General features: G+C 60.8%; 17 protein-coding genes. 6 read left to right on the forward strand and 11 right to left on the reverse strand.

The window, feature by feature from the left end:
• The first annotated feature begins 6 nt into the window (after positions 1-6).
• Positions 7-438: an acyl-CoA thioesterase gene (locus PSEBG33_RS25315; RefSeq protein ID WP_005783835.1), complete on the forward strand. Its 432-nt coding sequence runs from the start codon at positions 7-9 to the stop codon at positions 436-438.
• 67 nt (positions 439-505) lie between these two features.
• On the opposite strand, the gene PSEBG33_RS25310 is transcribed toward PSEBG33_RS25315, so the two are convergent.
• From PSEBG33_RS25310 to fdhD, 3 genes are all read right to left on the reverse strand, one after another.
• Positions 506-991, reverse strand: a complete 486-nt coding sequence (locus tag PSEBG33_RS25310; RefSeq protein ID WP_005783837.1) for a glycine zipper domain-containing protein — start codon at positions 989-991, stop codon at positions 506-508.
• Positions 992-1,340: 349 nt separating this feature from the next.
• A complete protein-coding gene (locus tag PSEBG33_RS25305; RefSeq protein WP_005783838.1) occupies positions 1,341-3,689 on the reverse strand; it encodes an FdhF/YdeP family oxidoreductase in 2,349 nt (782 codons plus the stop codon).
• Positions 3,686-4,525, reverse strand: coding sequence for a formate dehydrogenase accessory sulfurtransferase FdhD (fdhD, locus tag PSEBG33_RS25300; RefSeq protein WP_005783839.1), 840 nt, complete (start codon positions 4,523-4,525; stop codon positions 3,686-3,688). The genes PSEBG33_RS25305 and fdhD overlap by 4 nt, the downstream gene beginning before the upstream one ends.
• A 243-nt stretch (positions 4,526-4,768) precedes the next feature.
• On the opposite strand from fdhD, the gene lysM reads away from it, so the two are divergent.
• Positions 4,769-5,209: a peptidoglycan-binding protein LysM gene (gene lysM / locus PSEBG33_RS25295; RefSeq protein WP_005783841.1), complete on the forward strand. Its 441-nt coding sequence runs from the start codon at positions 4,769-4,771 to the stop codon at positions 5,207-5,209.
• 108 nt (positions 5,210-5,317) lie between these two features.
• Here the strand turns inward: lysM and yrfG are convergent, their stop codons facing one another.
• On the reverse strand, positions 5,318-5,980 hold the full coding sequence (gene yrfG, locus PSEBG33_RS25290) for a GMP/IMP nucleotidase (protein ID WP_005783843.1): 663 nt from the start codon (positions 5,978-5,980) through the stop codon (positions 5,318-5,320).
• Positions 5,981-6,067: 87 nt separating this feature from the next.
• Between yrfG and nudE the strand changes: the two genes are divergently transcribed.
• Both nudE and cysQ read left to right on the forward strand, forming a co-directional pair.
• Positions 6,068-6,634 (forward strand): ADP compounds hydrolase NudE, encoded by a 567-nt coding sequence (nudE, locus tag PSEBG33_RS25285; protein WP_005783845.1) that lies wholly within the window; start codon positions 6,068-6,070, stop codon positions 6,632-6,634.
• On the forward strand, positions 6,631-7,467 hold the full coding sequence (cysQ, locus tag PSEBG33_RS25280; protein WP_005783847.1) for a 3'(2'),5'-bisphosphate nucleotidase CysQ: 837 nt from the start codon (positions 6,631-6,633) through the stop codon (positions 7,465-7,467). Before nudE ends, cysQ begins: the two co-directional genes overlap by 4 nt.
• Positions 7,468-7,595: 128 nt before the next feature.
• Here cysQ and PSEBG33_RS25275 read toward each other — a convergent pair whose 3' ends face one another.
• From PSEBG33_RS25275 to rfbB, 7 genes are read right to left on the reverse strand one after another with little or no spacing between them, the layout of a single operon-like run.
• A complete protein-coding gene (locus PSEBG33_RS25275) occupies positions 7,596-8,051 on the reverse strand; it encodes a thioesterase domain-containing protein (RefSeq protein WP_005783849.1) in 456 nt (151 codons plus the stop codon).
• A 25-nt stretch (positions 8,052-8,076) separates the two neighbouring features.
• Positions 8,077-9,462, reverse strand: a complete 1,386-nt coding sequence (locus PSEBG33_RS25270; protein WP_005783852.1) for a sigma-54-dependent transcriptional regulator — start codon at positions 9,460-9,462, stop codon at positions 8,077-8,079.
• Positions 9,459-11,267 (reverse strand): sensor histidine kinase, encoded by a 1,809-nt coding sequence (locus tag PSEBG33_RS25265; RefSeq protein WP_005783854.1) that lies wholly within the window; start codon positions 11,265-11,267, stop codon positions 9,459-9,461. The genes PSEBG33_RS25270 and PSEBG33_RS25265 overlap by 4 nt, the downstream gene beginning before the upstream one ends.
• A gap of 36 nt (positions 11,268-11,303) precedes the next feature.
• The gene (rfbD, locus tag PSEBG33_RS25260; protein WP_005783856.1) at positions 11,304-12,173 is read right to left on the reverse strand and encodes a dTDP-4-dehydrorhamnose reductase; all 870 of its coding nucleotides are present in this window, start codon (positions 12,171-12,173) and stop codon (positions 11,304-11,306) included.
• Positions 12,170-12,715, reverse strand: coding sequence for a dTDP-4-dehydrorhamnose 3,5-epimerase (gene rfbC, locus PSEBG33_RS25255; RefSeq protein WP_005783858.1), 546 nt, complete (start codon positions 12,713-12,715; stop codon positions 12,170-12,172). Before rfbC ends, rfbD begins: the two co-directional genes overlap by 4 nt.
• The gene (gene rfbA, locus PSEBG33_RS25250) at positions 12,712-13,587 is read right to left on the reverse strand and encodes a glucose-1-phosphate thymidylyltransferase RfbA (protein WP_005783860.1); all 876 of its coding nucleotides are present in this window, start codon (positions 13,585-13,587) and stop codon (positions 12,712-12,714) included. The genes rfbC and rfbA overlap by 4 nt, the downstream gene beginning before the upstream one ends.
• Complete coding sequence (gene rfbB / locus PSEBG33_RS25245; protein ID WP_005783861.1) at positions 13,584-14,666, reverse strand: dTDP-glucose 4,6-dehydratase; 1,083 nt, start codon at positions 14,664-14,666, stop codon at positions 13,584-13,586. The genes rfbA and rfbB overlap by 4 nt, the downstream gene beginning before the upstream one ends.
• A 153-nt stretch (positions 14,667-14,819) precedes the next feature.
• Here rfbB and PSEBG33_RS25240 point away from each other — a divergent pair, with 153 nt between their 5' ends.
• Positions 14,820-17,729: an aminotransferase gene (locus tag PSEBG33_RS25240; RefSeq protein ID WP_005783863.1), complete on the forward strand. Its 2,910-nt coding sequence runs from the start codon at positions 14,820-14,822 to the stop codon at positions 17,727-17,729.
• Positions 17,730-17,849: 120 nt separating this feature from the next.
• Entirely contained in the window at positions 17,850-18,956 is a 1,107-nt protein-coding gene (gene aguA / locus PSEBG33_RS25235; protein ID WP_005783865.1) for an agmatine deiminase, read from the forward strand.
• Positions 18,957-19,041: the final 85 nt, after the last annotated feature.

Here is a 19,041-nt window from a genome sequence, read left to right on the forward strand (position 1 = left end):
TTGCCGATGCCTGACTCAACGCCCTTGCGCGCCGATTACCGCTATTTCCAGCCGATCACCACACGCTGGCACGACAACGATGCCTACGGCCATGTGAACAACGTCACCTACTACAGCTTTTTCGATACGGCGGTGAATACCTACCTGATCGAACAGGGCGGGTTGGATATTCATGACGGTGAAGTGGTGGGGTTTGTAGTGAGTTCGGCCTGTGACTATTTTGCCTCGATCGCTTTTCCCGAACGCATTGAAGTCGGGCTACGGGTGGGCAAGTTGGGCAACAGTTCGGTGCAGTATGAGCTGGCGGTGTTCAAGGCAGGCGAAGAAGAGGCCCGTGCGGCGGGGCGCTTTGTGCATGTGTTTGTGGATCGGGCCTCGAACCAGCCTGTGCCGATACCGGGGATGTTGCGCGAGGCGTTGCAGCGACTGGTGGTCTGACCTTGCGGCACCCCATGTGGGAGGGGGCTTGCTCCTCCCACATTACTACTGCGGTGCTCTTCAGAGCTTACCGATGACGGTAGTGGTGCTTGTTCTTGCGATGCCCATAGGCATGACCACGGCCCGGATGGCCATCGCGGTAGTAGCGACGGTCGTCACGGTCGCGGTCGCGATAACGGCGGTCGTCGCGGTCACTTTCGTTACCCATGTAGTTGCCCAGTGCACCGCCCGCGCCACCGCCGGCCGCCGAGCCGATCAGTGCGCCGGTACTGCCGCCGACACTGCGGCCCACGACGTTGCCGCCGGCTGCGCCCAGTGCGCCGCCAATGGCGGCTTCGCCACGGCTGCGCTTGTCGGCGCCGACCGCACTACCACCCGCGCCGCCCAGGGCCGCGCCGATGGTCGAACCGGTATTGCCGCCCAGCTGCTGGCCGACAACAGAACCTAGAACCCCGCCCAATGCGCCGCCTACACCGGCTTCGGTGGTGCCACCGGCCATGGCTGCGCCACTGACCAGGCCAAGGGACAACAAGAGAATCGAGGAGAACTTCATTCAGGGAAACCTCAAGGGGATGACGGCGCGATCCTGAGGTTGTATCGGGTCGCTGACAATCGAAATCCGACCGGCGGCAGAGGTTGTATACAATTTGCTAAGTTGCTGTTTTGTATGGGGAACTTAAGTTGTTTTTACAGGTCTTTAGTTACTTCGGAACGGCCGCTTTTATGCAAAAGCGGCCTTTTTTGTGCCTGTAGAATGTGCGGTGCTTGTGCTGGCCTCTTCGCGGGCAAGCCCGCTCCCACATTAGATCGGTCCACACAGTCTCAATGGTGAACCCATCCCAGTGTGGGAGCGGGCTTGCCCGCGAAAGCAGTAGTTCAAGCAACACATATCTCGGATCAAGTCAGGCCGAGCGCGCCATGATCAACCCACTGTCACTCGCCGCTTCCAAGCGAATCGCAACAAACTTCGATGTTGGCGTATGGCTACCGTCGCCAGTGCTTTCCAATGGCACCAATGGGTTCACTTCCGGGTAGTAAGCCGCCGCCTGCCCCGCCGGAATATCGAATGCCAGCAGCGTAAAGCCCTTCACCCGGCGCTCACGTCCGTCCTCCCACAGCGACACAATGTCGGCCTTCTGCCCTGGCTTGAAGCCCAGGCGGATGATGTCGGCTTCGTTGACGAACAGCACGTCACGCTGGCCCTTGACGCCACGGTAACGGTCGTCCAGGCCGTAAATGGTGGTGTTGTACTGATCGTGGGAGCGCATCGACTGCATGATCAGGTCTGGTACCCGGCCCGTGGCGTGGGTGCGTTCGTGGATCAGGTCTTTGGGCAGGATGTTAGGGCGGAAATTGGCGCGGCCCGACGGTGTGTTCCAACGGCGTGCGCCGGCGGAGTTGCCCAGGTAAAACCCACCTGGATGTTTGATCTTCTCGTTGAAGTCCTTGAAACCAGGGATGGTGTCGGCGATCAGGTCGCGGATGCGTCCGTAGTCGGCCACCAGCCAGTTCCAATCCACGGGCGTGCTGCCCAAAGTGGCGGCAGCAATGCCTGCCAGGATCGCCGGCTCGGACTTCATCAGCGCCGACAGCGGTTGCAGTTGGCCATTGGAGCCATGGACCATGCTGAACGAATCTTCCACCGTCACCGCTTGCGGGCCGTCGGCCTGGATGTCGATATCAGTACGGCCCAGGCACGGCAGGATCAGTGCGTCTTTACCGTGCATCAGGTGGCTGCGGTTGAGCTTGGTGCTGATTTGCACGGTGAGGTCGCAATTGCGCAGGGCTTCGAAGGTACGCGGGCTGTCTGGCGTGGCTTGGGCGAAGTTGCCGCCCAGGCCGATAAACACCTTGGAGCGGCCTTCGAGCATGGCGTGAATCGCTTCCACCACGTTGTGACCATTGTCTCGCGGCACCTGAAACTGGAATCGACGCTCCAGCGCGTCAAGGAACGCCACCGGTGGGCGCTCGTTGATGCCCATGGTTCGATCGCCCTGCACGTTGCTGTGACCGCGCACGGGGCACAGGCCGGCACCAGGGCGGCCGATATTGCCACGCAACAGCATCAGGTTGGCGATTTCCTGGATGGTCGGCACCGAGTGACGGTGCTGGGTAATCCCCATTGCCCAGCACATGATCACGTTTTTGCCTTTGGCGTACATGCGCGCCGCTTGCTCGATCTCGACCAGGGTCAGGCCGGATTGCTCGACGATTTCTTCCCATGAGGTGTCGTCGATCTGGCCCAGATACTCCAGTACGTTGGCGGTGTGCTCATTGAGAAAGTCATGGTCGAACACCGCTTCCTTGCCTTCGGCCAGCGCTTGGCGTTCCCACAGCAGCAGGAACTTGGCCATGCCGCGCAGAATCGCCATGTCGCCGCCCAGGGCAGGGCGGAAGTAGGCAGTGTTGGTCGGCTTGTCGCCGTTAGTGAGCATTTCCAGCGGATGTTGCGGGTGCTGGAAGCGCTCCAGGCCGCGCTCTTTCAGGGGGTTGATGCACACCACCTGGGCGCCGCGCTTCACCGCTTCGCGCAACGGTTCAAGCATGCGCGGGTGGTTGGTGCCGGGGTTCTGGCCCCAGACGAAAATAGCGTCGGCATGTTCGAAGTCGTCAAAGGTCACGGTGCCTTTGCCCACGCCCACACTCTGCGCCAGGGCTACGCCGCTGGCCTCGTGGCACATGTTCGAGCAGTCCGGGAAATTGTTGGTGCCGTAGGCGCGCACAAACAGCTGATACAGGTAGGCGGCTTCGTTGCTGGCGCGACCCGAGGTATAGAACTCGGCCATGTTCGGGCTGGGCAACGCGTTGAGGTGCTTGCCGACCAGGTCAAATGCCGCATCCCAGCTGATGGGGGTGTAGCGGTCGGTTTCGGCGTCATAGCGCATCGGCTCAGTCAGGCGGCCCTGGTATTCCAGCCAATAGTCGCTTTGCTCCAGCAATGCCGTGACGCTGTGCTTGGCGAAGAAGGCTGCATCGACGCGGCGCTTGGTGGCTTCCCAGTTGACCGCCTTGGCGCCGTTTTCGCAGAACTTGACCATGCCGCTTTCCGGCGAGTCGCCCCAGGCGCAGCCCGGGCAGTCGAAGCCGCCGTTCTGGTTGGTCTTGAGCATCATGCGCAGGTTTTTAAGCGCGTTATCGCTGGTCAGCCAGGCTTGCGCCACGCTGATCAGCGCGCCCCAGCCGCCGGCCGGGCCTTTATAAGGCTTGTAGCGCGGAGTCGGGGTTTGGTCGGCTTGGTGGTGAAGGCTCATGGCTGGTGCTCCATCGCTGGGCTGTAGACCCGTGGCGCGCTTTTCTGCGGCAGGTGGATGAGATTGAGGTTGTGCCGGCGCGCCCATTGCAAGGCCAGGCCGGTGGGCGACGACAGGCTGACCAGGGTTTGGATGCCTGCACGCAAGACTTTCTGGATCAATTCAAGGCTGCAGCGGCTGGTAACAATCGCCAGGCCGCCGTCGGTCGGAATCTTTTGGCGGATCAAAGCGCCGATCAATTTATCCAAGGCGTTATGCCGGCCGATGTCTTCACGGCCCAACAGCAATTCGCCTTGATCGTTCATAAACACCGCCGCGTGCACTGCGCCGCTGTACTGGCCCAACGGTTGGAACGCACTGATGCGCTGGCGCAGGCCGTCGAGCCATTGCGCGGGCGGCAAGGGCGCGCCGGGCAGCACTTGAAGGTCGGGCAGGGCCTGTTCAACCGCTTCTACACCGCACAGGCCGCAGCCGCTGGTGCCCGCCAATTGGCGGCGCTGCTGCTTGAGGTTCCAGAAGGCGCGGCTGGAAATCTGTACCTGAGCATACTGAGCGGAGCCCGCGCCGCTGATTTTGAGATCATAAATGTCGCTAACGTCGGCAATAATCCCGCTGCCGAGGCTGAAGCCGACGATAAAGTCTTCCAGGTCGGTTGGTGTGACCAGCATGACCGCCTGACTGATGTCGTTATAGGCAATGGCCAACGCCACCTCTTCGGCCAACGCAGTGCTGCCGACTTCAGTGTGTTCAAGATTGCAGTATTGGTAGCTCTGGCTGGCGGCGGGCGCGGGCGTTTCAAGGGCGGGCGCCGCGCAGGTTGGGCGCTTGGCGTTCATGGGGCAGTACCACCGACGGATTGATCAGTGTTCAGACTAGGCGCGACAAAGGGTCGCGTCTAATTGCCAGTATTGATGTATTGATAGATGGCGTCGATCAAGGTTCCCGCCCATTTCGCCGGGGGCTTATTCCAGGGACGGCGGATCTGGATACTTTTGAGTCTTTAGCCGGTTTGGAACCCAAGTCTGCTGGACTGGTCTAGTCTTGGGCATCTGGAAATTAAATCCCAAGGAGAGCGCACCATGAGTATTTTTAGCTTTATCAAAGAAGCCGGCGAAAAGATTGTCGACCTGTTGACGCCGGGTAATGCGAATGCCAGTGAGCAGCTGAAGGAACATGTGAGCAAGGTGGGCCTGGGTAATCCAAACGTGCAGACCACGGTGGACGGCGACAAGGTCACTGTGACTGGTGAAGTGGCGAGCCAGGAAGAGAAAGAAAAGATCCTTTTGGCGCTGGGTAACATTGCCGGCGTGGCAAGCGTAGACGACCAGATCACTGTAACCGGTCCAACCGTGGCCGCTGCTCGCTTCGTTGTGGTGAAAAAGGGCGACACACTCAGCGCGATTTCTCTCGCGGTGTACGGTAACGCCAACCAGTACAACAAGATTTTCGAGGCCAACAAGCCGCTGCTGTCGCACCCGGACAAAATCTATCCAGGCCAGACACTGCGTATCCCTGAGTAATACGCAGGACAAAATGTGGGAGGGGGCTTGCTCCCGATGGCGGTGGTTCAGTCACCTGATACTTGGCTGATACACCGCCATCGGGAGCAAGCCCCCTCCCACATGGGTTCAGAGCCCGACAATGAGATCGCGGTAATCCTCTCCTGCCGCGAACTCTGCGGTGTCCTTCGGGCCTTTCTTGCTATCCGGCTCTTTCACCGCCAGCAAATGCCCCACGCCGAAATCCCTGGCACTGCGCAGGATCGGCAAGGTGTCATCGATAAACAGACTACGGGCCGGGTCAAAGTGGATATCGGCTTGCAACGCTTCCCAGAACTGTGGGTTTTCCTTGGGAAAACCGTAGTCATGGGAGCTGATCAATCGCTCGAAATACGGCGCCAGTTCAATGCGTTCCAACTTCAATGACAGCGAATCACGATGAGCGTTGGTGATCATGATCACGCGCTTGCCGGCCTGTTTGATCGCCTTCAGAAAAGTATCGGCATCCGGGCGCAGGGCGATCAGGTGGGCGGTTTCCAACTTGAGTTCGCGCACCGGGATCGCCAGTTCAGTGCTCCAGAAATCCAGGCAATACCATTGCAACTGTCCGGCGTTACGCTCAAACAAAGGCTGCAACTCCATTTCGGCCATGGCCCGGCTCACGCCGTGCAGTTCGGCGTAGCGGTGGGGCAGGTGTTCCATCCAGAAATGGTTGTCGTAATGCAGGTCGAGCAGGGTGCCGTCCATGTCCAGCAGGACGGTGTCGATGGCGTGCCAGGGCAAAGAGGGCATGGTGCGTTCTCATGTAAGTAAAGATATCCGACACAGACAATCGGAAAAGCCACGGTATAGTAACCCGATCACGCCAAGGAGCCGCTTATGCGCCAGAAACCCACCGTCCTCGCCCGCGAAATAGTCGCCAGTAGCCGTTTGTTCCGCGTGGAGGAAGTGCAGTTGCGCTTTTCCAATGGCGTTGAACGGACCTACGAGCGCCTGGTGGGGCGCGGCGCGGGCTACGGCGCGGTGATGATTGTGGCGATGATCGACGAGGATCATGCATTGCTGGTCGAAGAGTACTGCGGTGGCACTGACGAATATGAATTGTCCTTGCCCAAAGGCTTGATCGAGCCCGGCGAGGACGTGCTGGCGGCGGCGGACCGCGAGCTCAAGGAAGAAGCTGGCTATGGCGCACGGCAGTTGGAGCACATCACCGAGCTGTCGTTATCGCCGGGCTATATGAGCCAGAAAATTCAGGTAGTACTGGCCACCGACCTTTACGAAGAGCGCCTGGAGGGCGATGAGCCTGAGCCGATGCGCGTGGACAGGGTCAACCTGCGGGAGCTTTCGGCGCTTGCGCAAAACGAGCAATTCAGCGAGGGCCGAGCGCTTGCCGCGCTGTACCTGGTACGCGATCTGTTGACCCAGCGTGGAGCGTTCAACGCATGAGCGAACTGTTTTTAGGCCACCCGTTTATCGCCCCCGTGATTGAGCTGGCCCGCCAGGCCGGCGAAGCTATCCTGCCCTACTGGCGCGCCAATGTAGCCGTGACCTCCAAAGCGGATGATTCGCCGGTGACGGCTGCCGATCTGGCCGCTCACCATCTGATTCTCGCGGGCCTGACCGCGCTTGATCCGAGTATTCCGGTACTCTCCGAAGAAGACGCCGATATCGATCTGAGCGTGCGTGCCCAGTGGCAGCGCTGGTGGTTGGTGGACCCATTGGATGGCACCAAGGAATTCATTTCCGGCAGCGAAGAATTCACTGTCAATATTGCCTTGATCGAACAGGGCCGCGTGGTGTTCGGCGTAGTGTCGATGCCGACCACTGGCCGTTGCTACTTCGGTGGCGCGGGCCTTGGGGCATGGCGTTCAGATGTGAAGGCCGCACCCAAGCAGATCCAGGTACGCCAGACCCCGGCCGTGGGCGAAGCCTTTACTGTGGTCGCCAGTCGTCGGCATACCAGCCCTGAGCAGGAACGCCTGCTGGATGGCTTGAGCGAAGGTTTGGGCGCGCTGAAGCTGGCGAATATCGGCAGCTCGTTGAAGTTTTGCCTGCTGGCCGAAGGCAGTGCTGACTGCTATCCGCGCCTGGCACCGACCTCACAGTGGGATACCGCTGCGGCACAGGGCGTACTGGAAGGCGCGGGAGGTGAAGTGTTGGAGTTGAATGGTCAGCCGTTCAGCTACCCGGCGCGGGAATCGCTATTGAACCCGTTCTTTCTGGCGCTGCCAGCCAAGGCCGCATGGCGTGAGCGCCTGTTGACCCTGGCCAGATCTTAAGATCACTGCAGAGCAAAATGTGGGAGCATCGCTTGCCCGCGATGACGGAGTGTCAGTCATACAGGTATTGGCTGATCCACCGCTATCGCAGGCAAGCCAGCTCCCACTTTTATTTTATGTAATGGCTGCTAGCGGTGCAGGACGTACTGGCCGGTAAAGGCCACTGCACGCTCCTCACTGCCTTCATTCACAATCCATGTCTCCAGCGCCAACCGCGCCCGTCCATAACGCTTGTACGTCGCCAGGAAACGCTTCCACACTTTTTCTTCCGGCGCCGCGCAAATGGCCGTTGCATCCTGCGTCACCGGCAGCGGATAGCTGATCTGCCCTTCCTGAATCACGATATGACCGTCTTCTATCCCCGCTTCGCGCAGCTTCAGGTGCAGCCAACCCCAGCCTGCCAGTACGGCGCCACAGTAGAGGCTGCCACCGAACATGGTGCTTTTGTGGTTGATATTGGCTTGCAAGGGCAGGTGCAGCTGCAGTTGGTCGTGTCGCCAGTCGAGCACCTTCAGACCCATCTCCCGGGTGAGGGGAATGTCTTGGTGAAGGACGGCTTCCAGGTAACGGCTGTCGCGGCTCATAGCGGTCTCTTGGTGGTAGGCGGGTTCATTCGTCGTCGGCGCTGTGGCTGGTGCTGTCGGCGAAGTTCAGACCGTGTTTGCGTAACTTGTCGTGCAAGGTCTTGCGCGGCACGCCCAACGCTTCGGCGAGGCTGCGCACGGAGCTGTGAGGGCGGGTGAGTTCGGCGGCGATCAAGCTTTTTTCGAACTGCTCGACTTGCTCGCTCAAGCCGCCGAGCGTGGACGTCAGCACGCCCGCGGCGGGATTGTCCTGGGCGCTATCGAGCGCCAACTCCAGGCCCAGGGCGAAACGCTCGGCGGCGTTTTGCAGTTCCCGCACATTGCCCGGCCAGCTGTGGCGCAATAACAGCGCGCGTTGGCCCGGTTGCAGCTCATGCAGGGGCAGGCCGTGGCGGCTGCTGGCCTCGTCGGCGAAGTGCTGGAACAGCATCAATGCATCTTCACCACGCTCGCGCAGGGGCGGGATGCGTAGCGGTGCGACGTTGAGGCGGTAATACAAGTCGGCACGGAAACGGCCCTGGTCGGCGGCTTGGCGCAGGTCTTCCTTGGTGGCGGCGATAATGCGGATATCCAGCGGGATCAGCTGATTGCCACCCAAGCGCTCCACCACGCGCTCCTGCAACAGGCGCAGCAACTTGACCTGCACATCCAGGCTCATGCTTTCGATTTCATCGAGAAACAGCGTGCCGCCATTGGCGAACTCGAACTTGCCGATGCGGCGTTTCTGCGCGCCGGTGAACGCCCCCGGCTCATGGCCGAACAGTTCGCTTTCGACCACCGATTCGGCCAGCGCCCCGGCGTTGATCGCCACAAATGGGCCACTGCGGCGGCTTGAAAGGTCATGCAGGGCGCGGGCGACGACTTCTTTGCCAGCACCGGTTTCGCCAAGGATCAGCACATCGGCCTTGGTCGCGGCCAAGGCGCCAATCTGCTCGCGCAGGCGCAACATTTGCGGGGAGTGCCCCACCAGGCGCGTGCTCAGTTGCTGACGATCGCTGAGGGCCAGGCGCAGGCTGCGGTTGTCCAGCACCAGGCGACGCAAGGCCAGGGCGCGGCGCACGCTGTCGAGCAGTGCGTCGCTGGCGAAGGGTTTTTCCAGAAAGTCATACGCGCCGGCACGCATGGCCTGTACCGCCAACGGCACGTCGCCGTGGCCGGTGATCAGCAGCACCGGCAGGTCCGGGTCCTGGCCATGCAGTTCGGCCAGCAGCTCCAGGCCGTCTATGCCGGGCATACGGATGTCGCTGACCACCACGCCAGGCCAGTCGCGGGACAGGCGTGCGGTGAGGCCGGTGGCTTCGCCCAGGGGCAGGACTTTGAGTCCGGCCAGGTCCAGGGTTTGGCACAGGGCTTGGCGCAGGTGTGGATCGTCGTCGATCAACACCACCTGAATCTGGTTGTCGATGCTCATACACTGCGGTCCTCGGACGGTTGCAGACTGACGCCCGGCGAGCCGGCACGCAATTTCAAGGTTAACAGCGCGCCGCCTTCCTTGTGGTTGGCGAACAACAGTTCGCCACCAAAGGCGCGCATCAGGGTGTCGCAGATTGCCAGGCCCAGGCCCAGGCCCTGGGTGCGCGTCTTAGTGGTGTAGAACGGCTCGCTGGCGCGGCCCAGGGCTTCCATGCAAAAGCCTGGGCCGTTGTCGCGAATGTACAGGTTGACGCCCTGGGGCGTGGTTTCGGCACTCAGCCAGAGTTTGCGCGGCGGGCCTTTTTCGGTGAGGGCGTCCAGGGCGTTGGCCAGCAAGTTACCCAGTACCTGGCGCAGACGGGTTTCGCCGGCCTGCACCCACAGGGTTGCCTCCGGCAGGTCGCGGATCAATTCCACTTCCATCGAGCGCCGCCGTTTGGCCAGCAACGCCAGGGCGTCATCCAGGGCCGGTTGCAAGGCTACGCTCTCCGGCGCGTGACGATCACGGCGAGCGAATGCACGCAAATGGGCGATGATCGAGGCCATGCGCCCGGTCAGCTCGCTGATCAGTTTGAGGTTGCCGCGGGCATCGCTGGTGCGCTCATGGTCGAGGAGGATTTCGGCGTTTTCTGCATAGCTGCGAATCGCCGCCAACGGTTGGTTCAGCTCATGGCTGATACTCGCTGACATGGTGCCCAAGGCGGAGAGTTTACCGGCCTGGACCAGGTCGTCCTGGGCGCGCACCAGTTCCTGCTGGGCGTGTTCGCGCTCCAACACTTCCTGTTTCAGGCGCCGGTTCAGGCCCTCCAGGTCGCTGGTACGCTCGGCCACGCGCATTTCCAGCTCACGGCGGGCCTTGGCTTCGAAGGCGATGCGTTCCAGATAGTGCCGACGGCGCTGCATCAGCAATCCCAGCAACAGCATCAGCACCAACAACGTGGCACCGCCCACGGCGACAACCGTGCGCACCGGACGGTTGATCAGCGAGCGTGGCGCCAGGATTTCCACATTCCAGCCGGTTTCGGCGATGGCCGTGGATTGGCGCAGCCAGGCGCTGCTGCTCAGGCTCAGCGGCTGCGGGTCGCGGGTGGGGTAGGGCTGGATGGCGATGATGGCCTGGCGTTCTTCGGCGGTCAGTGGCCGTGTGGCGCGGAATCGCCATTGCGGGCGCGAGGTGAGGATCACCACGCCGTTGTGGTCGGTGACCAGCAGTTGTTCCGGGGTATTGCCCCACAGGCTTTCGGTGTGATCAAGGTCGACCTTGACCACCAGCACGCCGATGATGGTGTCGCCGTCACGCACCGCGGCGGCGAAGAAGTATCCGCGCTTGGCTGAGGTGGTGCCCAGGCCGAAAAACCGACCCAGGCGCCCGGCCATGGCTTCGCTGAAATAGGGGCGAAAGGAGAAATTGCGCCCGACGAAGCTGTCTTGTTTGTCCCAGTTGGAAGCGGCAAGGGTCTTGCCGGTGGTGTCCATCAGGTACATCACTTCTACGCCCGCCTGGTCGGCGACATCCTTGAGCAACAGGTTGGCATTGGCCAGGTTGGTACTGACGTGAGGTGCGTCCAGGGCGATGCGCAGGGCCGGCAAATCGCCGAGGATTTGCGGCAACACTTCGTAGCGGTGCAGGGTGCCCAACAGGTTGGCGACATACAGGTCGAGAGTCTGGCGGTTTTGCCCGGCCAATTCGCTGCGATAGTAGCGCTCGGCCAAATGCTCCAGCGGCCATAACAGCGGTGCCAAGCACAATGCCAGCAGGGCGAGGCTGCGCCAGCGGGGTCTTCGCGGAAGGGGTGGAGTCATGGGGAGTGTGCGCCTGTGGGTACAGGCGCATTATGCCTAGTGCTGCCTGGCAAGACACTCGTGCAATGCATCTTGCCAATGGGGCTGGCTGACGTGCCATTGCTGTTGCAGACGCGAGCAATCCAGGCGCGAGTTCAGCGGGCGCTTGGCGGGGGTGGGGTAGGCACTGGAAGGGATCGGCTCCAGTTCGGCGCAGGCTTTGCCTTCGATCCGCAATTGCTCGCCAATGGCTTGGGCAAAGCCGAACCACGAGGTCTCACCTTGTGCGGTGAGGTGGTAAACGCCCCAGTCCCCGGCCTTGCCAGCCTGCCACTGCTGAATCAGCGCGCGGGTGCTGCTGGCGATGGTCCCGGCCCAGGTCGGCGCACCGATCTGGTCGGCGACGATGCGCATCTGCGGTTTTTCCTGCAGCAGGCGCTGCATGGTCAGCAGGAAATTCTTGCCATGGCTCGAGTACACCCAACTGGTGCGCAAGATCAGGTGTTCGCCACCTACGGCAGCAATCGCCTGTTCACCCGCCAGTTTGCTCTGACCATAGACACCCAAAGGGTTGGGTGTGTCGCTTTCGATGTAAGGGGCAGGTTTGCTGCCATCGAACACGTAGTCGGTCGAGTAATGAATCAGCGGGATGCCCAGTGCCTTGGCTTCCTCGGCGAGGATGCCGGGGGCGATGGCGTTGATCGCAAAGGCTGCGTCCGGTTCGCTCTCGGCCAGATCGACGGCAGTGTGGGCTGCCGCGTTGATGATCAGGCCAGGGCGGTGGGCGCGTACCTGTTGGCGGATGAGGTCAGCGTCGGCCAGGTCAAGCTGGTCGCGGCCCAGGATGACGAGTTCGCCAAGACCCTGGAGCCGCTGTTGCAGCTCCAGGGAGACTTGGCCGTGTTGGCCGGTGATTAATATTTTCATGGGAACAGGTCGGCTTCCATCAGCAGTTTTCCGACCTGGTCTTTGGCAGACAATTGCGGCGGTTCGGCCAGCTCCCAGTCGATAGCCAGCGTTGGGTCATTCCAGAGAATGCTGCGCTCGGCGCTTGGCTGGTAGTAATCGGTGGTTTTGTACAGGAACTCTGCGTGGTCGCTCAACACCACGAAACCATGTGCAAAACCTTCTGGCACCCACAATTGACGATGGTTCTGTGCCGACAGGCGTACACCCACCCAGTTTCCGAAGTTTGGGGAGCTGCGACGGATGTCGACGGCTACATCCAGCACTTCGCCGTGAGTGACACGCACCAGCTTGCCTTGAGTGTGCTCAAGCTGATAGTGCAAGCCCCGTAGTACGCCTTTTTGCGAGCGCGAGTGGTTGTCCTGCACAAAATCACGCTTGAGCCCGGTAGCTGCTTCAAAAGCGCGGGCGTTGAAGCTTTCGTAGAAGAAACCGCGCTCGTCACCGAATACCTTTGGCTCGAGGATCAGCACGCCGGGTAGTGTGGTTTCAACTACGTTCACTGGGTCTCTCCGGCGAGGGAATACAGGTACTGGCCATAGCCGGTCTTGCCAAAGTATTTGGCGCGTTCCAGCAGATAGTCGCGGTCGATCCAGCCGTTTTCGTAGGCGATCTCTTCCAGGCAAGCCACTTTCAAGCCCTGGCGGTGCTCGATGGTCTGCACGTAAGTCGAGGCCTCCAGCAGGCTGTCATGGGTGCCGGTGTCGAGCCAGGCAAAGCCGCGACCGAAGCGTTCTACATGCAGGTCGCCGCGCTGAAGATAGGCGTTGTTGACGTCGGTGATTTCCAACTCGCCGCGCGGCGAAGGCTTGACGGCCTTGGCGATCTTGATCACGTCGTTATCGTAGAAATACAGGCCGGTGACGGCATAGGGTGACTTGGGCTTCGCCGGTTTTTCTTCAATGGACAGGGCGCGGCCCTCTTTGTCGAAATCAATCACACCGAAGCGCTCCGGGTCTTTTACCCAGTAGCCGAATACCGTAGCGCCCGATGAACGCTCGGCTGCAGTGCGTAATTGATCACTAAAATGTTGGCCGTGGAAGATGTTGTCCCCCAGAATCAGGCACACGGCGTCATCACCGATGAACTCTTCGCCAATGATAAATGCTTGAGCCAACCCGTCTGGAGACGGCTGTTCGGCATAGGTGAAATGCACGCCAAACTGGCTGCCATCTCCCAGCAGGTTTCGGTACTGTGGCAAGTCTACCGGCGTGGAGATCACCAGGATGTCCTTGATCCCGGCAAGCATCAGCACGGATATCGGGTAGTAGATCATGGGTTTGTCGTACACCGGCAACAGCTGTTTGGACACTCCCAGAGTAATGGGGTGCAAGCGGGTGCCGGAGCCGCCAGCCAATACGATGCCCTTCATCATGCGATTAGATCCTTCAAGTCGGTGTTGCCCAATCGTTCGCCCTGATAACTACCGTCCTGGACCCTGCGGCACCATTCCAGGTTATCGAGGTACCACTGCACGGTTTTGCGCAGTCCTGTCTCAAAGGTTTCTTCCGGGACCCAGCCCAGTTCGCGTTCGATCTTGCTGGCGTCGATGGCGTAGCGCTGGTCGTGGCCAGGGCGATCCTTGACGAAGGTGATCAGGTCAGTGAATTTTGCCACGCCGGCGGGGCGCTGCGGCGCCAGCTCTTCCAGCAGGCCGCAAATGCCACGTACCACGTCGATGTTCTTCTGCTCGTTATGACCACCGATGTTGTAGGTCTCGCCCACCACCCCAGTGGTGACCACTTTGAGCAGTGCACGGGCATGATCCTCGACGAACAGCCAGTCACGTACCTGCAAACCATCGCCGTAGACAGGCAGTGGCTTGCCCGCCAAGGCGTTGAGAATAACCAGCGGGATCAATTTTTCGGGGAAGTGGAATGGCCCGTAGTTGTTCGAGCAATTGGTCAGCAGTACCGGCAGGCCGTATGTACGCTGCCAGGCGCGTACCAGGTGGTCGGATGCCGCCTTGCTCGCGGAGTAGGGAGAGCTGGGCGCGTAAGGGGTGGTTTCGGTGAAGAGGTCGTCTACGCCGTGCAGGTCGCCATACACCTCGTCAGTGGAAATGTGGTGGAAGCGGAACGCGCTTTTGGCCGGTTCTGCCAGCTTCTGCCAGTAAGCCCGTGTGGCTTCCAGCAGGCTGTAGGTGCCGACGATGTTGGTCTGGATAAAATCCGACGGACCGTCAATGGAGCGGTCAACGTGGGACTCGGCCGCCAAGTGCATGATCGCATCAGGTTCAAAGCGTGCGAGTACGGCGCTGACGGCGGCCTGGTCGATGATATCGGCCTGGACAAACTCATAGCGGCTGTTGGACGCGATGCTGGTCAGCGACTCCAGGTTGCCGGCATAGGTGAGCTTGTCCAGATTGAGCACTTCATGTTCGGTATCTTGAATCAAATAGCGGATCAGGGCTGAGCCGATAAAGCCAGCGCCGCCAGTAACGAGAATGCGCATATCGGAGGGCCCTTTCCTTAGATGGACATTAAGCGAATGAAGCATAGCTTGAGTTGTGAGGGCCGGGTGGTGCAAGTCCGGCGTTTACTGGGGGTTGCCTTGTGACCCGGAACAATGGCGATATAGACGACTGAAAAAACAAAGGTCGTCACAATGTCGTTAGCCACATTGACCCACCGCGCCAGTTTACCTTGCCCACAAGTAAGCCCCGACCAGGCGGCAAGCCTGCTCGAGCGGCATTATGGGATGAGCGGTGTGCTGCAAGCGTTGGGCAGTCAACAAGACCTCAACTATAAGATTGACAACGCCCAGGGCCGTTTTGTTCTCAAAATCTGCCGCGGTGACTACGCCGCCGTTGAACTCGAGGCCCAACACGCGGCCCTCAATAGTCTGCAAGCACATGACCATCTGCGCGTGCCCAAGGTGATTCAAGCGTTGGATGGTAATGAGCTGCTGACGGTAAGCGTCGACGGGCACACCCTGCACCTGCGGCTACTGGAGTACATCGACGGCCAGCCCCTCACGCATTTACCGCACCTGGGCCGCGATGTGATCGCAGGCTTCGGTGAGATGTGCGCGCAGATGAGCCTCGCGCTGCAAGGTTTCGAGCATCCGGGCCTTGCGCGCACCCTGCAGTGGGATCCGCGCCATGCGCAGGCGTTGATCACTCATCTGCTGGCAACCTTGCCTGACCTGCCGCAACGCGCCGTATTGGAGCGCGTAGCCACGCAGGTCGAGGCGTATGTCCAACCTTTGGCACCACGCCTGCCGTGGCAAGCGGTACATCTGGACATCACCGATGACAATGTGGTGTGCCAGCGTGATGCCCAGCGGCGCTGGCGTATCCACGGCGTGATTGATTTCGGCGATTTGGTGCACACCTGGCGGATTGCTGACCTGTCGGTAACCTGCGCGTCCCTGTTGCACCACGCCCACGGTGACCCGTTTGCGATTCTGCCGGCAATCCAGGCCTGTCACGCGGTGATGCCGTTACAGCGCGAAGAGTTGGAGGTGTTGTGGCCGCTGATCGTCGCACGTGCGGCGGTGCTGGTGCTCAGCGGTGAACAGCAGCAACGCCTGGACCCGGATAACACGTATTTAAAGAAAAACGCTGAGCACGAGTGGGAAATTTTCCATGTTGCGACGGCGGTGCCGTTTGCGCTGATGCAAGCGGCGATTCTCACTGGCGTTGGCGAGACGTTGCCACCGGTTGCCAGCCATGACTTTGCACCCTTGTTGCCGGGCCTGGTGGGCCGCGAGTTCGCGCTGATCGACCTGGGCGTACTCAGCCCGCATTGGGAGGCCGGTAATTGGGAAACCCCGGGAACAGATCGGCGGTTGCTGGCTGAAGCAGCGGCAGTACATGGGCTGGCGGCCAGCCGGTATGGGCAATACCGCTTGTCGCGTACCTGTGCCGACAGCGCGGTAGAGCCGCAGACCTTCCCCCTCCATGTCGAACTGCACCTGCCCCACGGCAGCGTGCTGCAAGCCCCCTTTGCAGGCACGCTGCGTGAAGGCGCCGATGGCTTGCTGTGCTTGCACGACCCTAGGCTGAGCCTGCGTGTGTGGGGCTTAAAAACGTCACTCACGCCTGGAGCGTTGGTGGTGAAAGGGCAAGTAATGGGTGAGGTTCACGCGCCGTTGATTGTGCAGTTATGCAGCGCCGACCTTGAGCCGCCACTGTTCTGCACGCCCTCCCGAGCCTCGGCCTGGCAGGCGTTGTGCCCGTCACCGGCGGCGCTGTTGGGGCTGGCCTGCGATGCCGAGCCGGAACTGGACCCGCAGGCCCTGCTGGCCCGGCGTGATGCCAGCTTCGCCCGCTCCCAGAAGCATTACTACGTGGACCCGCCACGTATCGAGCGAGGCTGGCGCAACCACCTGATCGACATGCAGGGCCGATCCTACCTGGACATGCTCAACAACGTAGCCGTGCTGGGCCATGGTCACCCGCGCATGGCCGCGGTGGCAGCGCGCCAGTGGTCACTGCTCAACACCAACTCGCGGTTTCACTATGCCGCGATTGCCGAGTTTTCCGAACGGTTGCTGGCGCTGGCGCCCAAGGGCATGGACCGCGTGTTCCTGGTCAACAGCGGCACCGAAGCCAATGACCTGGCGATTCGCCTGGCCTGGGCCTACAGCGGCGGGCGCGACATGCTCAGCGTGCTGGAGGCGTACCACGGCTGGTCGGTGGCGGCAGACGCCGTATCCACATCAATTGCCGATAACCCCCAGGCATTGAGCAGCCGCCCGGACTGGGTGCACCCGGTGACAGCACCCAATACCTACCGCGGCGAATTCCGCGGGCCGGACAGCGCACCGGACTACGTGCGAAGCGTGGAACACAACCTGGCGAAAATTGCCGCAAGCCAGCGCCAGTTGGCCGGATTTATCTGTGAGCCGGTATACGGCAATGCCGGGGGCATCTCTCTGCCGCCGGGTTATTTACAGCAGGTGTATGGCTTGGTCCGTGCCCAGGGGGGCGTGTGCATCGCCGATGAGGTGCAGGTAGGGTACGGCCGCATGGGCCACTTCTTCTGGGGCTTTGAAGAGCAGGGCGTGGTGCCCGACATCATCACCATGGCCAAAGGCATGGGCAACGGCCAGCCTTTGGGGGCGGTGATCACCCGTCGAGAAATTGCCGAGGCGCTGGAGGCCGAAGGGTATTTCTTCTCGTCATCGGGGGGCAGCCCGGTCAGTTGTCAAATCGGCATGGCGGTGCTGGACGTGATGGAAGAAGAGAAACTCTGGGAAAACGCCCAGGTGGTTGGGGGGCATTTCAAGGCTCGGCTGCAAGCGCTGATCGACCGCCATCCGCTGGTCGGAGCGGTACACGGTTCGGGCTTCTATCTGGGCCTGGAACTGGTGCGCGACCGACACACCCTGGAGCCAGCGACGCAAGAGACGGCGCTGTTATGTGATCGTCTTCGGGAATTAGGGATTTTCATGCAGCCTACGGGTGACTACCTGAATATTCTCAAGATCAAACCGCCGATGGTGACCACCCGGCAAAGCGTGGACTTCTTTGTCGACATGTTGTCGAAAGTACTGGATGAGCAGCTGTGATAGATCGATTGTTATCGGCTATTTTGTGTAATATTCGGGATCTGTAATCGTTAAGCGCTTCCAAAGCCGATTTTTATCCATATCAAGTCGGTCTTCACCCCATTCGGAGTTTTGAACGCCATGACCACCCTGCACAGCACACCTCGCGCCGATGGCTTCCATATGCCTGCCGAATGGGCGCCACAAACCCAAACCTGGATGATCTGGCCCGAGCGCCCCGACAACTGGCGTCTGGGCGGTAAGCCTGCGCAGGCCGCCCACGTGGCTGTGGCCAAGGCCATCGCCCGCTTTGAGCCCGTGACCGTTGCGGTTTCCGCCGGCCAGTACGAGAACGCCCGTGCGCGCCTGGATGTACCCAATATTCGCTTGGTGGAAATGTCTTCCGACGATGCCTGGGTCCGCGATACGGGCCCCACGTTCGTGATCAACGACAGCGGCGAGGTGCGGGGCGTGAATTGGGATTTCAATGCCTGGGGTGGTTTTGACGGCGGCCTGTATGCACCATGGAACCGTGACTCCCAGGTAGGCGGCAAGATCCTCGAGATCGAGCGCGCGCCGCGCTATCGCACCCAAGGCTTCGTGCTTGAAGGGGGTTCGATTCATGTGGATGGCGAAGGCACCCTGATCACCACCGAAGAGTGCCTGTTGAACCGCAATCGCAACCCGCACCTGGATCGTGCGGCCATTGAAGCTGTACTGGCTGATCACCTCGCGGTGGATAAGATCATCTGGTTGCCGGATGGCCTGTTCAACGACGAAACCGATGGCCATGTGGATAACTTCTGCTGCTATGTGCGCCCGGGCGAAGTGTTGCTGGCCTGGACCGATGACCCGCAAGATCCGAACTACCCACGCTGCCACGCAGCCATGGATGTGCTGCAAAACAGCACCGACGCCAAGGGACGCGCGTTCATCGTGCATAAAATGCCGATCCCGGGACCGCTGTATGCCACCGAGGAAGAATGCGCCGGTGTCGACCCGGTGGACGGCAGCCAGGAACGTAACCCGAGCGTGCGGTTGGCCGGGTCCTACGTCAACTTCCTGATCGTCAACGGCGGCATCATCGCGCCGAGTTTCGATGACCCGCTGGACCACCAGGCCAAACAAATCCTGCAGAGCCTGTTCCCGCAGCACGAAGTAGTGATGGTGCCGGGCCGCGAACTGTTACTGGGGGGAGGCAATATTCATTGCCTGACCCAACAGCAGCCCGCACCGCACAGAAATTGAGTGTAGTTGTAACGGTGCTTTGAGGGCGCGTGTGCGCTGCGCAACCGCAGTGTTCCAGCCAAGCCCGCGACCCAGCCAGGTCGCG

It is taken from the genome of Pseudomonas synxantha BG33R (assembly GCF_000263715.2).
Taxonomy (GTDB): Bacteria; Pseudomonadota; Gammaproteobacteria; order Pseudomonadales; family Pseudomonadaceae; genus Aquipseudomonas; species Aquipseudomonas synxantha_A.